Origin of the sequence: Gordonia paraffinivorans (assembly GCF_900683595.1) — a bacterium.
Taxonomy (GTDB): domain Bacteria; phylum Actinomycetota; class Actinomycetes; order Mycobacteriales; family Mycobacteriaceae; genus Gordonia; species Gordonia paraffinivorans.
In genome coordinates, this window is sequence record NZ_CAACYD010000007.1 from 1,467,304 (window position 1) to 1,482,392 (window position 15,089).

Annotated in this window: 10 protein-coding genes; 1 reads left to right on the forward strand and 9 read right to left on the reverse strand. The window is 70.3% G+C overall.

Going from position 1 to position 15,089, the window contains the following annotated elements:
- Positions 1 to 30: 30 nt before the first annotated feature.
- From E1P53_RS19735 to E1P53_RS19755, 5 genes are all read right to left on the reverse strand, one after another.
- The gene (locus tag E1P53_RS19735; protein WP_131735398.1) at positions 31 to 2,805 is read right to left on the reverse strand and encodes a molybdopterin-dependent oxidoreductase; all 2,775 of its coding nucleotides are present in this window, start codon (positions 2,803 to 2,805) and stop codon (positions 31 to 33) included.
- A 2-nt stretch (positions 2,806 to 2,807) separates the two neighbouring features.
- A complete protein-coding gene (locus E1P53_RS19740) occupies positions 2,808 to 3,620 on the reverse strand; it encodes an FAD binding domain-containing protein (protein ID WP_131735263.1) in 813 nt (270 codons plus the stop codon).
- Positions 3,620 to 4,987: an 8-oxoguanine deaminase gene (locus E1P53_RS19745; protein WP_131735264.1), complete on the reverse strand. Its 1,368-nt coding sequence runs from the start codon at positions 4,985 to 4,987 to the stop codon at positions 3,620 to 3,622. The genes E1P53_RS19740 and E1P53_RS19745 overlap by 1 nt, the downstream gene beginning before the upstream one ends.
- Positions 4,988 to 5,081: 94 nt before the next feature.
- On the reverse strand, positions 5,082 to 6,602 hold the full coding sequence (locus E1P53_RS19750) for an MFS transporter (RefSeq protein ID WP_371831018.1): 1,521 nt from the start codon (positions 6,600 to 6,602) through the stop codon (positions 5,082 to 5,084).
- Positions 6,603 to 6,752: 150 nt separating this feature from the next.
- Positions 6,753 to 7,529: an SGNH/GDSL hydrolase family protein gene (locus tag E1P53_RS19755; protein ID WP_006901829.1), complete on the reverse strand. Its 777-nt coding sequence runs from the start codon at positions 7,527 to 7,529 to the stop codon at positions 6,753 to 6,755.
- 457 nt (positions 7,530 to 7,986) lie between these two features.
- On the opposite strand from E1P53_RS19755, the gene E1P53_RS19760 reads away from it, so the two are divergent.
- Positions 7,987 to 11,376 (forward strand): pyruvate carboxylase, encoded by a 3,390-nt coding sequence (locus E1P53_RS19760; protein ID WP_131735265.1) that lies wholly within the window; start codon positions 7,987 to 7,989, stop codon positions 11,374 to 11,376.
- Between the two features lie 89 nt (positions 11,377 to 11,465).
- Here E1P53_RS19760 and E1P53_RS19765 read toward each other — a convergent pair whose 3' ends face one another.
- Genes E1P53_RS19765 through E1P53_RS19780 form a run of 4 tightly spaced genes read right to left on the reverse strand, consistent with a single transcriptional unit; the run spans position 11,466 to position 14,946 of the window.
- Complete coding sequence (locus E1P53_RS19765; protein WP_131735266.1) at positions 11,466 to 12,086, reverse strand: nucleoside/nucleotide kinase family protein; 621 nt, start codon at positions 12,084 to 12,086, stop codon at positions 11,466 to 11,468.
- Between the two features lie 5 nt (positions 12,087 to 12,091).
- On the reverse strand, positions 12,092 to 12,418 hold the full coding sequence (gene uraH, locus E1P53_RS19770; protein WP_006901826.1) for a hydroxyisourate hydrolase: 327 nt from the start codon (positions 12,416 to 12,418) through the stop codon (positions 12,092 to 12,094).
- Positions 12,415 to 12,957 carry a 2-oxo-4-hydroxy-4-carboxy-5-ureidoimidazoline decarboxylase gene (uraD, locus tag E1P53_RS19775; protein ID WP_109238845.1) on the reverse strand — a complete coding sequence of 181 codons (543 nt, stop codon included), beginning with the start codon at positions 12,955 to 12,957 and terminating at the stop codon, positions 12,415 to 12,417. Before uraD ends, uraH begins: the two co-directional genes overlap by 4 nt.
- Positions 12,958 to 12,966: 9 nt before the next feature.
- Positions 12,967 to 14,946: a solute carrier family 23 protein gene (locus E1P53_RS19780; RefSeq protein ID WP_131735267.1), complete on the reverse strand. Its 1,980-nt coding sequence runs from the start codon at positions 14,944 to 14,946 to the stop codon at positions 12,967 to 12,969.
- Positions 14,947 to 15,089 lie beyond the last annotated feature (143 nt).

A 15,089-nucleotide genomic window follows, 5' to 3' on the forward strand; every position in this document is an offset into this window, starting at 1 on the left:
GCCTGGAGCCGCGCCCCGCGCGGCTTCGGGCTATGGGGTCGCGGCCTGAGCCAGCCGCCAGACCCGATCCCGCGACATCGGGGTCTCGTGGGGCCGCACGCCGATCGCGCGGCGGATGGCATTGGCCAGCGCGGGCGCGACCGGGTTGAACGGCGACTCCGACATCGACTTGGCGCCGAACGGCCCGAGCTCGTCGGCGGTGTCGGCGAAATAGACCTCGGTGTAGGGGATGTCGGCCATCTGCGGCACCCGGTACGTGCGGAAGACCTTGGTCACGGGCACCCCCTCGTCGAGCATGATCTCCTCGTAGAGCGCAGACCCGATACCTTGCGCCACTCCGCCTTCCACCTGTCCCCGGCACTGCTCGGGATTCATCACGGTGCCCGCGTCGGCGGCGTGGACCGACTGCAGGATCACGACCTTGCCGGTATCGGTGTCCACGGCCACGCGGAATGCCTGCACGTTGAACGCGATCGAGCGCATCTCGCCGCGTTCCTCGCCGGCGGCGTAGGCGCGGGCGCCGTCGGGCAGGTCGAGGCGGTGGCGGCTGTCCACGGCGGCGATGAGGTCGCCGAAGCCGATGAGACCCTCGCCGACGATCGCCCCGTCCGGGCCCATCCGGATCTCCGCCGGATCGGCTCCGGTGAGCCGGCCGGCCGCATCGACGAGGGCGTCGCGCAGCGCGAGGCTCGCGGCATGCACCGCCTTGCCCGCGACGGTGGTCCCGGCCGACGCGAACGCACCGGTGTCATATGCCGCGGCGTCGGTGTCGCCGTGGTGCAGGGACACCCGCGAGACGTCCGTCGCCAGTGCGGTGGCGACGATCTGCGTGTGCACCGTGGTGGTGCCGTTGCCGAACTCGCACGTCCCGACGCCGACGTGGTAGGTCCCGCCGGTATCGACGGAGACGGTGACCTCGGAGATGTGTCCGCGCGGGGCCATCGTGGCGATCGCGGCGATGGCCATGCCCTCACCGACGCGCCACCGCGGCCCGGGCGGCGGGGCGACCCCGTTGCCGCGCCGCAGCGCGGCCTCGGCGGCGTCGAGACACTGGTCGAGCCCGTAACTGCCGTACACCAGGTCGACCTCGGGTGCGGGCCGGGCGATCAGCAGCGGGTCGCCGTCGGCGACCGCGTTGCGGCGGCGCAGCTCGAAGGGGTCGATGCCGAGGCGGAGGGCGAGCTCGTCCATCGCGGACTCGACCGCGAAGATCACCTGGCCGAGGCCGTATCCGCGGAAGGCTCCCGACGGCGGGTTGTTGGTGTAGACGGCCTCGGCGTCGATCCGCTTGACGGGGCAGTTGTAGATCGACACCGACTCCGCGCAGGCGTGGAACATGACGCCGATCGCGTGGTTGCCGTAGGCGCCGGTGTCCGAGAGGACCTCCACGCGCAGGGCGGCCAGCCGACCGTCGTCGTCGGCGCCGAGTTCGACCGTCACCCGCATGGGATGCCGGTAGGTGGTGCGGGTCATCTCGTCGGTGCGGGTCATCTCGTAGACGCAGGGCCGGCCGGTGCGCAGGGTGGCGATGGCGGCGAGGTCCTCGGTGAGGAGTTCCTGCTTGCCGCCGAATCCGCCGCCCACGCGGCCGCTGAACACCCGCACCCTCTCGACCGGCAGGTCGAGGATGCGGGCCAGTTCGTCACGCACCAGGTACGGGACCTGCGTGGACGTGCGCACCACCAGGCGACCCTGGGCGTCCAGCCATGCCACCGAGCCGTGTGTCTCCAACTGCGCGTGGGACACCCGCTGGGTCTGCCAGGTTCCGCGCACCGTCGTCGACGACCCGGCCAGGGCCACGTCGATGTCGCCGCCGAAGCCCTCGTGGAAGGTCGCCACGACATTGCGCTCGGGTTCGGCGACCCGCTCCTCGGGGGTGCGGTCGGGATGCAGGAGCGGCGCTCCGGGCGAGCGTGCCTCCTCGGGGTCGAAGACCGCGGGCAGGACGTCGTAGGTGACGCGGATCAGTCGCGCCGCCCGTTCGGCGACGCCCGGCGTGGTCGCGACCACCGCGGCCACCCGCTGGCCGACGAATCGCACGACCGGGTCGAAGACCAGCGTGTCGTCGGGGTCCTCGAGGCGGTTCTCGTGGCGGGCGGTGGAAAACCTTGGCGTGGAGACGTTCTCGTGGGTGAGGATCAGCTCGACGCCGGGCAGGGCCGAGGCGTCGGCGGTGTCGATGGCGACGATGCGCGCATGCGGATGCGGCGACCCGAGGACGTGGATGTGCAGGGCGTCGGTCAGCGGCACGTCGAAGGTGTAGGGCTCGGTCCCGGTCACCACCCGGCGCGCCGCCGGCGGGGTCACCGAGGTGCCCACCGCCTGTCGAGTGACGGCCGGGGAGGCGTCGGGCGCGCCGGCCCGGCCCGACTCGCCGGTGACGGCGCCGGCGATCGCCTCCCGGATGGAGCGATATCCCGTGCAGCGACACAGGTTTCCCTTCATCCGCCGCGGCAGGTCGTCGAGGTCGGCGGGGGTCAGCGTCGACGAGGTGACGATCATCCCGGCGGTGCAGAACCCGCACTGGAATCCGAAGCGGTCGACGAAGGAGTGTTGCACGGGGTGGAGATCCTCGGGGGTGCCGAGGCCCGCCACCGTGGTGACCGCCCGCCCGGCGGCGCGCTGCGCCGGGAAGATGCAGGAGTGCACCGGCTTGCCGTCGACGAGGACCGAGCAGGCGCCGCAGTCTCCCGCGTCGCACCCCTTCTTCACCTCGAAGTGGGCGTGTTGCCGCAGCAGCGTCCGAAGGCACTGTCCCGGTGCGGGTTCGGCGTCGACGCGCTCTCCGTTGATCTCGAATTCCATCGTCACGCCGTCCCTTCGAGTTCGAGACGGATCTCCTCGGCGAGCACCGCGGAGACGGCCCGCCGCCAGTCCGCCGAGCCGAGCGGGTCGGTGTGGTAGCCGGGCGCGGCGGAGATGTCGTGCCGCAGCCGGTCGGCGCTCGGCGGTGAGGGGTACCGCAGGACCGTGGGCCATTCGGTGGCCGCGGTGATCCCGTACACCGTGGTGCCGTCCGGGTCGATGCGCCCGGTGACCACCGCGCCCGAGCGGCCGAGTTCGGCGAGGGCGATCTTCCGGAACCCGGTGCGCGCGGCCAGCGCGTGCCCGGGGAAGTCGACGGCGCGCAGGACCTCGCCCGGCCCGAGGACGTTGATGCCGTTGCCGATCACCAGATCGGCCACCGGCAGGTCGCGGTCGGCGCCGTCGCGATGCCAGATGTGGGCGGTCGCGTCGAGGCCGACGGCCAGCGACACCATCGACGCGGCGGAGAACGAGCGGCAGATGTTCCCGCCGACGGTGGCCATGTTCCAGATCTTGAACGAGGCGAGGAGGGCGTTCGCGCACTGCGCGAACAGGGGGTGGGCGCGGAGGCCGGGACGTAGCGGGAGGGCGGCGAGTTCGGCGACAGTGCAGGTGGCGCCGACGCGCAGGCCGCCGTCGGAGAGCTCCTCGAACGACGGCCAGCCCATCTCGCTGAGATCGACCAGGCCGGTCGTCGCGGGTTGCGGCTCGGAGAACACCCAGGTCCCGCCGGCGACGATCTGCTCGCCGGGTTCGGGGAAGACCTCCTCGCGCGAGCGTGCGAACCGGTAGCGGGTGACGGCGGCGAGGTCCATCAGCGCGCCTTGTCCATCAGGCGGCGGTGTGCGACCGCGACGGACTCGGTCATGGCGGCGGTGTCGATGGTGAGGATTTCTCCGTCGGCGACCACCCGGCGCCCGTGCACCCACGACGCCTTGATCGGCGGGATCGCTCCGAGCACCAGCGCGGCGACCGGGTCGTCGATGTCGCGGTGGGCCACCGTGGACAGGTCCCAGAGCACGAGGTCGGCGAACTTGCCCGGTTCGATGGAGCCGATCTCGTCTTCCCGGCCGAGCACGCGTGCGCCGCCGCGGGTGGCGAGTTCGAGCGCGGTGCGGGTGGTCAGGGCGGTGGGGCCGCCGCGGGCACGCGCCATCAGGACGGCCTGGTGGGCCTCCTCGAGGAGCCGGGCCGATTCGTTCGACGCCGCGCCGTCGACGCCGAGACCCACCGGGACGCCCGCGTCGACGAGATCGCGGGTTCGGCAGATCCCGTTGCCCAGGCGGGCGTTCGAGGTGGGGCAGTGGGCCACACCAGTCTGCGTCGCGGCCAGGCGGGCGATCGCGGCGTCGTCGAACTCCACGCCGTGGGCGTACCAGACGTCGTCGCCCACCCAGCCGACCGACTCCATGTACTCCAAGGGGGCGCAGCCGAAGTGCTCGGCGCAGTAGGCGTCCTCGTCGACCGATTCCGCGAGATGCGTGTGCATGCGGACGCCGAGATCGCGTGCCAGCACGGCGGACTCGCGCAAGAGGTCGGTCGTGACGGAGAACGGTGAACAGGGGGCGAGTGCGATCCGCAGCATCGCGCCGGGTTCCGGGTCGTGCCAGCGGGCGACGGCGTCGGCACTGGCGGCGAGGATCTCGTCGATGGTCTGGACCACCGAGTCCGGGGGGAGGCCGCCGTCCTTCTCCGAGAGGTCCATCGAACCGCGGGTCGGGTGGAACCGCAGGCCGATCTCGCCCGCCGCGGCGATCTCGGCACCGAGCAGGTCACCGCCCTCGCGGGGGAAAACGTAGTGGTGGTCGGTCGTCGTGGTGCATCCGGACAGCGCCAGTTGGGTCAGCCCGCCGAGGGCCGCCGCGTGCAGCGCCTCCTCGTCGATCCCGGCCCAGATCGGGTAGAGGGTCTGCAGCCACGCGAACAGCGTGTGGTCGGCGGCGAGACCGCGCGTGATCCATTGGTAGAGGTGGTGATGCGTGTTCACCAGACCCGGGGTAAGGACGCATCCGCGACCGTCGACCCGCACCACGTCGCCGTCGACCGATGCCGCCGGGATCGGCTCGGCGGACACCGCCGCGATCCGGGTTCCGTCCACGAGCACCGACGCCCCGGGCAGTTCCCGGCGCTGCGCGTCGAGCGTCAGCACGTGGGTGTTCTCGATCAGGATCGCGGGGGCCACGGCGTCACGCTACGTGCATCCGACCCCGCGCGCATCTCGTGTCACGAAGCCCGACGTCCGGATGGGAAGCGGGCTCCCATCCGGCATCTCGGGCTCAGACGGAGGTCTCGGTGATGCCCTTGTGCGCCGGGATGGCGAAGGCGACCAGCGCCGCGACCGCACACGCGCCGAGGCCGATCACCGACGCCCAGAGGTACCCGTCGGTCGTGGGGACCGCGGCGGCCGCGCCGTCCGGGCCCGTGAACGACGTCATCGACCACGTCAGCAGCATGCCGACGACCGCCGAGGCGGTGGAGGTGCCGATGATCCGCATCAGGGCGTTGACGCCGTTGGACTCACCGGTCTGCTCGACGCTGACCACCTGCATGATGAGGGCCGGCATCGCCGAGTAGGCGATGCCGAGGCCGGCGCCGATACAGCAGCTGAGGACGAGCATGTGAATCCAGGAGATGCCCCACGGTCCCGCGACGCCGACGATGAAGATGAGGTAGCCGATCCCGATGACCACGCCGCCGAGGGCCAGCGACACGCGCGCGCCGAGGGCGGCGTTCATCCGGCCGCTGACATTGGACATCGCGAACATCACCAGGCCGCTGGGCGCGAGGATGAGGCTCGCATGGACCATGTCGTAGCCGAGGCCGTCCGGGGTGAACGTCGGGGCCATCAGCAGCTGGATGGGGATCAACTGCATCGCGTAGAAGGCGAACCCGGTGGCGATCGACGCGAGGTTGGTCAGGAAGAGCGGCCTGGTCCTCAGGATCCGGAGGTCGATCAGCGGGTTGTCGCGACGGAGTTCGATGACCGCCCACAGAGCGAGCAGGACGACGAAGCCGCCGAGCAGCCCGAGGGTGAGCGGGCTGCCCCAGCCCCACGACGCGCCCTTCGAGAGCGGCAGGAGCAGGCACATCAGGAACGCGCCGAGCCCGAGCGCGCCGATCGCGTCGAAGCGTCCGCCCGCGGTCACGGTGTTCGACGGGACGGTCAGCAGGACGCCGAGCGCCGCGAGTGCCGCGGTGAGCCCGCACACCCAGAACAGCGCGTGCCAGCTGACGTGCTGGGCGATCGCCGCCGCGATCGGCAGGCCGAGGGCGCCGCCGATGCCCAGTGACGCGCTCATGGTTCCGACGGCGGTGCCGAGGTGTCTGGGCGGAACGATGTCGCGCATCACGCTGATGCCGAGGGCGACGATGCCGAAGCCGAGGCCCTGTAGCCCCCGGCCGAGGATGAACAGCGGCAACGACGTGGCCAGTGCGCAGACCACCGACCCGAGGGCCACGAAACCGAGGCTGCCGAGGATCGCCCGGCGCTTGCCGTACATGTCGCCGATGCGGCCGCCGATCGGCGTCGCGACCGCGGCGACGAGCAGCGTGATCGTGATCGCCCAGGTGGTGTTGGAGGGCTCGGCGTTCAGCAGGGTCGGCAGTTCGGGGATGAGCGGGACGATGATCGTCTGCATCACCGCCACGACGATGCCGGCGAGACACAGCACCACGACCGCGGCACGCGGGTGGGGCTTCTCGTCCTCGTGGGAATCGGGACGGGACTCCAGCGCTGATTCGACGGCGTCGGGGGTCTCCTCGCCGGACACCCCGCCGGTCCCCGTGCTCCTGGTCACGAGACCGTCCGGCTCGTCGTACACATGATCGTTCACACCTCCGAACGATCAGGGTATCGGTGCCGCGTCGTTCGAGTACGTCGGCGTGCGCGAATCCCGTCCGAACGGACGAGTCCAGACCCCGGTCGGAGGGAGCCGGGGTCACGGGGTTCAGAGTGCGAGAAGCTCGGCCGCCGACACCGGCTGTGGCCAGCGCGGGGTGATCCCGTCGCCCGAGGACACCCCGCGGATGCGTCGCATCACCCACGGCGCCAGGAATGTGCGGGCCCATTCGGCGTTCTGCCGACGTTGTTCGCGCCGCGACAGCTCGGCCGCGGCCTCGAGTTCCACGCGGGTGATGTCGTGGTCGACGCCGAGCAGGTCGAGGACCTCGGCGGCCATGCGGGTGTGGCCGAGCGAGGACATGTGCAGCCGGTCTGTGTCCCACATGCGGTAGTCGTCGAAGCCCTTCAGGCGCCAGTAGTCGAGGACCATGACGCCGTGGCGGTCGGCGACCTCGCGGACCAGCTCGTTGTAGATGGCGATGCGGCCGCGGAGCTTGCGGAACACCGGCGCCCACCCGGTGTCGTAGGCGGTGAAGACGACGACCGTCGCACCGGTGGCGGCGAGCTTGCCGATGGCGGTGTCGTACCGGTCGACGAGCGCATCGACGTCGAGCCCGGGCCGCATGAGGTCGTTGCCGCCGGCGTAGATCGTCACCAGGTCGGGGTTCATCGCGACGGCCGGCTCGAGCTGCTCGGCGATGACGGCGTCGAGCAGGCGCCCGCGGATCGCGAGATTGGCGTAGGCGAAGCCCTCGTCGTGCCGGGCGAGCTGTTCGGCGACCCGGTCGGCCCAGCCGCGCAGCCCGTTGGGGCGGGTCGGGTCCGCGTCTCCGACTCCCTCGGTGAACGAGTCGCCCAACGCGACGTAGCGGGTGAAGCCCACGATGCTGGTCCTCCTGGTCGACTATGACGATCGGCTTAGAGCCGACCGGTTGAGAACAGTAGTTCGCGCCGACGCGACGAGCCAAAGTCTGCGGCGTGGGTCACCGGTGAGGGGCGGTGCGAACGGCCGAGGGGTCGGGTCGTGCGGCGGCCGGGCCGTGGATCCCGACGGGATCGGCCGGTCGGGGTCGGGGGTGTGTGGCGCCGGAGCTCTGAGGCCGGCGGGCGTGTAGGTGTGTCGGCGTTCGGTGGCGGGTTGCGCTTCTGTCGAGAGTTGTTGACACCCAATGGCTGTGGGCGATCGGAAGTTGCATCGAGGCGTGCTGCGGCGGGTGTCGGGCGTCGGGTCGGGCGGGCTGCGGCGTGAGTAGGATCACGTGATGTACTGCACTGGTCCGTCGATCCGGCGGCACCGGGAACACGCCGATTCCGTCGAAGCGGGAAAAGGGGAGCGCCCCATGTTCGAGAAGGTTCTGGTTGCCAACCGGGGCGAGATCGCGATCCGCGCGTTCCGCGCCGCGTACGAGCTCGGCGCGCGCACGGTGGCCGTCTACCCGTACGAGGACCGCAACTCGACGCACCGGCTCAAGGCCGACGAGTCGTATCAGATCGGTGTGCCGGGGCATCCGGTGCGGGCGTACCTCTCGATCGACGAGATCGTGTCGGCCGCCGTGCGTTGCGGTGCCGACGCGATCTATCCGGGCTACGGGTTCCTGTCGGAGAACCCGGGGCTGGCGCGTGCCTGTGCCGAGAACGGCATCACCTTCGTCGGCCCGAGCGCGGAGGTGCTCGACCTGACCGGCAACAAGGCGACTGCGGTGGCCGCCGCCCGCGAGGCGGGGATCCCGGTGCTGGCGTCGTCGGAGCCGTCGGCCGATCCCGCCGAGCTCCTCGCCGCGGCGGCCGACATGCGGTTCCCCGTGTTCGTGAAGGCCGTCGCCGGCGGGGGCGGCCGCGGCATGCGCAGGGTCGACGAGCCGGCCGATCTGCCCGAGGCGATCGCCGCGGCGTCGCGCGAGGCCGACGCCGCCTTCGGCGACCCGACGGTGTTCCTGGAACAGGCGGTGGTCGATCCGCGGCACATCGAGGTGCAGATCCTCGCCGACGATGACGGCGACGTCATCCACCTGTACGAGCGCGACTGCAGTCTGCAGCGTCGCCACCAGAAGGTGATCGAGCTGGCGCCCGCGCCGAACCTGCCGGACGAGCTGCGCGAGAAGATCTGCGCGGATGCCGTCGCCTTCGCGAAACACATCGGCTACTCGTGTGCGGGCACCGTCGAGTTCCTCCTCGACCACCAGGGCAGGCACGTGTTCATCGAGATGAACCCGCGCATCCAGGTGGAGCACACGGTGACCGAGGAGATCACCGACGTCGACCTGGTCAGCTCGCAGCTGCGCATCGCGGCCGGTGAGACGTTGGCGGACCTGGGACTGTCGCAGGAGTCGATCCGGATTCGCGGTGCGGCCCTCCAATGCCGCATCACCACCGAGGACCCGGCGAACGGATTCCGGCCCGACGTCGGCCGGATCACCGGCTACCGCAGCCCGGGCGGCGCGGGCGTGCGCCTGGACGGCGGCGCGAACCTCGGCGCGGAGGTCAGCGGGCACTTCGACTCGATGCTGGTGAAGCTGACCTGTCGCGGACGGGATTTCCCGACGGCGGTGCGACGGGCGCGTCGAGCGGTGGCGGAGTTCCGCATCCGGGGCGTGGCCACGAACATCCCGTTCCTGCAGGCGGTGCTCGACGACCCGGACTTCCGGGCCGGGCGCATCACCACGTCGTTCATCGACGAGCGTCCCGGGCTGCTGACGTCGCGGTCCTCGGCCGACCGCGGCTCCAAGATCCTCGCCTACCTGGCCGACGTGACGGTCAACAAGCCGCACGGCGAGCGTCCGACCACCGTCTATCCGCGCGACAAGCTGCCCCTGGTGGAGAGGGCGTTGCTGGCGTCGCCGCCGGACGGGTCGCGGCAGCGTCTGCTGGCGCTCGGCCCGGAGGGTTTCGCGCGTGATCTTCGGGAGAACCCGCGCCTGGGCATCACCGACACCACATTCCGTGACGCGCATCAGTCGTTGCTGGCCACCCGGGTCCGCACGACCGGATTGGTCACGGTGGCGCCGTATGTCGCCGCGCTGACGCCCGAGCTGCTGTCGGTGGAGTGCTGGGGTGGCGCGACCTACGATGTGGCGCTGCGGTTCCTGAAGGAGGACCCGTGGGATCGGTTGGCGCAGTTGCGCGAGGCCATCCCGAACATCTGCCTGCAGATGCTGCTGCGCGGCGCCAACACGGTCGGGTACACGCCGTATCCGACGAAGGTGACCACCGCGTTCGTGGCGGAGGCGACCGACGTGGGCATCGACATCTTCCGCATCTTCGACGCGCTCAACAACGTCGACGCGATGCGACCGGCGATCGACGCGGTCCGCGAGACCGGTCGGGCGGTGGCCGAGGTGGCCATGAGCTACACGGGCGATCTGATGGACCCGGCGGAGGATCTCTACACCCTCGACTACTACCTGCGGCTGGCGGAGGAGATCGTCTCCGCCGGTGCGCATGTCCTGGCGATCAAGGACATGGCCGGCCTGCTGCGCGCGCCGGCGGCGTCGAAGCTGGTGTCGGCTCTGCGGAAGAACTTCGACCTCCCGATCCACGTGCACACCCACGACACGCCGGGTGGGCAGCTGGCGACGTACCTCGCCGCCTGGGAGGCCGGCGCGGATGCGGTCGACGGTGCGTCGGCCGCGCTCGCCGGAACCACCAGCCAGCCGCCGCTGTCGGCCATCGTCGCCGCCGCCGCGCACACCGACCGCGACACCGGCCTGGACCTGGGGAGGGTCTGCGACCTCGAGCCCTACTGGGAAGCCCTGCGAAAGGTGTACGCGCCCTTCGAATCCGGGATTCCGGCGCCGACCGGGCGCGTGTACTCCCACGAGATCCCGGGCGGACAGCTGTCGAACCTGCGCCAGCAGGCGATCGCCCTGGGGCTGGGCAACCGCTTCGAGGCCGTCGAGCAGGCGTATGCCGACGCCGACCGCATCCTGGGACGCCTGGTCAAGGTCACCCCGTCGTCGAAGGTCGTCGGCGACCTCGCCCTGGCGCTGGTCGGCCGCGGGATCACCGCCGCCGACTTCGCCGCCGACCCGTCGGCCTACGACATCCCCGACTCGGTCATCGGCTTCCTGCGCGGCGAACTCGGCGACCCGCCGGGCGGCTGGCCGGAACCGCTGCGCAGCCTCGCGCTGAAGGGGCGGGCGGCGGCCCCGCCGGTCGCCGAGCTGACCGCCGACGACGAGGCGATCCTCGACAAGCCCGGCCGTGAACGGCAGGTCCGGCTCAACCATCTGCTGTTCCCCGGTCCCACAAAGGAATTCGAGGAGCACTTCGAGACGTACGGCGACACCTCGAGGCTGACGGCCAACCAGTTCTTCTACGGCCTGCGGTACGGCGAGGAACACCGGGTGTCGCTCGAGCCCGGGGTCGAGTTGATGATCGGTCTCCAGGCGATCAGCGACGCCGACGAGAAGGGCATGCGCACCGTGATGTGCGTGCTCAACGGCCAGTTGCGTCCGATCGCGGTCCGCGACCGCAGCGTCGATTCGACGGTCGCCTCCGCCGAGAAGGCCGACCGTTCCAACCCGCACCACGTGGGTGCGCCGTTCGCGGGCGTCGTCTCGCTGTCGGTCGGCGTCGGCGACGAGGTCGCGGCGGGCGCCGCCATCGGCACCATCGAGGCCATGAAGATGGAGGCCGCGATCACCGCGCCGGTCGCAGGAAAGGTCACGCGCGTCGCCATCGGACCCGTCACGCAGGTCGCGCCGGGAGATCTGCTGATCGAGATCGGCTGAGACGGTTCGGTTCCCGCGGCGAGGCTTGTCTTCCGCTCCTCGGACCCGATCAGCGGCTGGAAGCCGGCGTCGTCGGAAACGGCTGCTGCCTAGCTGTTCTCGACGACGACATCGGCCCGTACGCGGGTCTGCGCGACGAGCGCCGCGTTCGGCTCGTCGACCGACTCGATCCACGCACGCGCCTGCGCCCCGGTCTTCCCGGCCGCCACGTGTCGCCTCAGTAGTCGCTCGCCGCGGATCTCGGTGTCGGCGTCGACGTGGACCAGCAGGTCCAGGAGGGGCCGCACCTCACGCCAGTGGGGAGCGTCGAGTCCGAGATAGTTGCCCTCGACGACGACGAGCCGCGCGGAGGCCGGGACGAGGAGCGACCCGGCGATCGGTTCGCCGGCCGTGTGGTCGAAGTCGGGCGCGTAGACATCGTGATCGGCATCGGCCACCCGACGCAGGACCGCGACGAAACCGGCGGCGTCGAAGGTGTCGGGCGCGCCCTTCCGGTGCCGGCGGCCGAGCCTTTCGAGTATCGCGTTCGACAGGTGGAACCCGTCCATCGGGACGTATCCGACCCCGGCGTCGCCGAGTCGCGTCGAGAAGTCCTCGACGAGGGATCGCGCGAGCGTCGTCTTGCCGGCGCCGGGTGGCCCGGTGATGCCGACGATCACGCGGGCGTCGGTCCCGGCGAGCAGCGAATCGATCGCGTCGGCGACGGACACGCCGCTCAGCTGCCCCGATACGTCGAATACGCAAACGGGCTCAGCAGGACCGGGACGTGATAGTGCCCATCCGGATCGTCGACCTCGAAGCAGATGTCCACCTCGGGGTAGAAGCCCTTGACGTCGTTGTCGGCGAACCAGTTGCCGGTGTCGAAGACCAGGTGGTAGATGCCGGGGACGAGGGGCTCGTCGTTGACCTGCCCGATCCGTCCGTCCGAATCCGTTCGGCCCGAGGACAGTTCGGTGCCGGATGCGTCCTGGAGCGAGACCTCGACCCCGACCGCGGGCGAGCCCGACGTCGCGTCGAGTACATGGGTGGACAGACCGGTCATCCGCGGGCACCTCCGGCGTCGGGTTCGTCGGTTCGTACTGCCGGTGCCAGCATACGTTTCAGGCGGCTGCGGTTGATCTTGGCGAGCTCCATCCGCATCACCCGGCGTTCGGTCTCGGGGTCGTTGCGCAGGCGTTCCTCGAGGATTGCGAGGAGTTCTTCGGCCGGGCGGCCGTTGGCGAAGACGAGATAGACGTGCCCGAACTTGTCCTCGTACTCCTTGTTGTACTTCTTCAGGTCCTCGAGGACGGCGGCGTCCGCGCCGGTCACTCCCGACTGCTCGCGCGCCGACGACGCGTTGTCCGGGCGGTCCCCGATGCGGGGGTGCCCGGCGAGCGCCTCGTCGAGGTCGGACTCGGTGAGCTCGGCGAGGATGAGGTCGGCGTATTCGAGGACGGCTTCCTCGTCGGCGAAAGGCCGGGCCCGGGCGACGCGTAGTGCCCAGATCGTCGAACTGCAGCACTCGTACAGCGCTGCGATCGCCTGCTTCTCGGTCAGCTCGTTGAAGCTGGGGACTCCACGCCAGTCGACTCGTCGCACGCGCTCAGCCTAGGAGAGTTCCGGCCGGCGGCCGAACCGGGCGGACGTGAGCGGGTTGGCGTCGGCGACGAGATCGTCGAACCGGTGGTTCGCGATCTTCGCGATCTCGATGAGCGCGAACGACTTCTCGCTGCTCTCCGAGTTGTCCATGCGTGACCAGCCGTTGCGCAGCACGCGGTCGTAGCGTTCGGCCTCGCGGGCGCAGATGACGAGCGGGAAACCGAAGTGCTCGCGATATGCGGTCGCGAGATCGACGACGTTCTGGTGCTCGGCCTCGTCGAGCTGCGAGAGCGCCACATGGTCGACGGCGGCCATCTCGCCCGACTCGTCCTCCGCCCCGAGATCCGGGAAGGCCTGGATGAGCTCGAGCTGCTCGGCGTCGTTGCCGGTGAGCATCGCCTCCTGGAAGGCGCTGCGCAGATCGTGCACATCCTCGAACGGCCGCTGCGCGTAGGCGCGGTCGAGGACCCAGTCGACGTCCTGCACGACATGGCCGAAGGTCTCGCGGAACTTCTCCAGCGACATCTCGTTCACCTCGTCGAGGGTGATCGACCCCGCGCCGGCAACGGCCGGACCCCTTCTTCCGACGTGGAAGAACAAGAGGTTCAACAGGATCGCGGTGATCGCACCCATCGTGATGCCCGTCGAGAACGGGATCTGCAGGAAGATGTTCGGTATCGCCTGGTCGACGCCCGGGGTGGCCGGGGTGTCGACGACGTTGCCGTCGACGTCGATGACCTGCGAGGGGCCCGACGACTGCGAGAACTGGACGTACAGCGCCACCGCCAGGGAGGTGGCCGCGATGATCAGGTTGCGGTGGTCGGTGAAGTCGACCGAGGTCAGCATCTGGATGCCGACGACGGCGACGGTCGCGAACATGATCAACGCGGCGCCGCCGAGCACCGGCGCGGGGATGCACTCGACGATCTTGGCGGCCTTCGGCAGCAGACCGAGCAGGATCATGATGACGCCGGCTGCGGCGACCACCCAGCGGCTCTTGACCCCCGTCAGCCGGACCAGGCCGACGTTCTCGGAGAACGCGGTGTACGGGAACGAGTTGAACGAGCCGCCGATCATCGTGGCCAGACCGTCGGCGCGGACGGTGGCGGCGATGTCCTCCTTCTTGATGCGCTTGCCGACGATCTCTCCGGTCGCGAACACCGATCCGGTCGACTCCACGGCCACCACCAGCAGCACCACGATCAGCGAGACGATGGCGACGATGTCGAAGCGGGGCCAGCCGAACGCGAACGGCGGGGTGAAGCCGACCCAGGACGCCTCGCCGACGATCTCGAACCCGGTGTCGCCCAGGAGCCACGCCACGGCGGTGCCGATGACCAGACCCAGCAGTACCGCGATCGTGCCCATGAATCCACGTAGGAACCGTTGCATGAGCACGATGAGCACGATGGTGCCGAGCGCGTAGAGGACCCACCTCGGGTTGGAGCTGTCATGGATGTGGGTGTCCGGGTCGCTGACGGCGTCGCCCGCGCCCACCGGGAAGAGGCAGATGCCGATGATCGCGATGAGGGTGCCGGTCACCACCGGCGGCAGGAAGCGGATGAGCTTCGCGAAGAACGGCGCGATCAGGAACGTGAACAGGCCCGCGGCGATGACCGCGCCGTAGACGGTCTGCAGGCCGACGCGGCCGCCGCCGTGGTCGTTGGCGATCTTGATGACCGGTGCGAGGGTGGCGAACGTGATGCCCTGGAGAAGGGGGAGCCGGACGCCGATCTTCCAGATGCCGACCGCCTGCAACAGCGACGCGATGCCGCAGGTGAACAGGTCGGCGGTGATGAGCATCGTCAGCGCCTCGGAATCGAGGTCGATGGCCCGGGCGATGAGCAGCGGCACCAGCACCGCGCCGGCGTAGAACGCCACGACGTGCTGCACGCCGAGCGTGATCATCTTGCCGACCGGGGGCACCTGGTCGACGGGGTGGACCTTCTTCTTCCGCTGCTGACCCGCGGATGCTGCGTCGGTGGCCATCGCTGCCTCATCCCCTCCCCACCGACCGTCCCGGTCGGTGCGGCTCGATTCCGCGACTCGTTTCCGAGTCGGCCCGGCAGGGTAAATGGTGGCGCCGTGCGGCGCGGTCCGCTCGTCGGGGACCGAAGATTTCACAAGCGTTT

Excerpts from the sequence above, each read along its gene's own strand:
- E1P53_RS19740 (WP_131735263.1), bottom strand. The coding sequence starts at position 3,620 with ATGGACCTCGCCGCCGTCACCCGCTACCGGTTCGCACGCTCGCGCGAG.
- uraH (WP_006901826.1), bottom strand. The coding sequence starts at position 12,418 with ATGACCGGTCTGTCCACCCATGTACTCGACGCGACGTCGGGCTCGCCC.
- E1P53_RS19760 (WP_131735265.1), top strand. The coding sequence starts at position 7,987 with ATGTTCGAGAAGGTTCTGGTTGCCAACCGGGGCGAGATCGCGATCCGC.
- E1P53_RS19780 (WP_131735267.1), bottom strand. The coding sequence starts at position 14,946 with ATGGCCACCGACGCAGCATCCGCGGGTCAGCAGCGGAAGAAGAAGGTC.
- E1P53_RS19735 (WP_131735398.1), bottom strand. The coding sequence starts at position 2,805 with ATGGAATTCGAGATCAACGGAGAGCGCGTCGACGCCGAACCCGCACCG.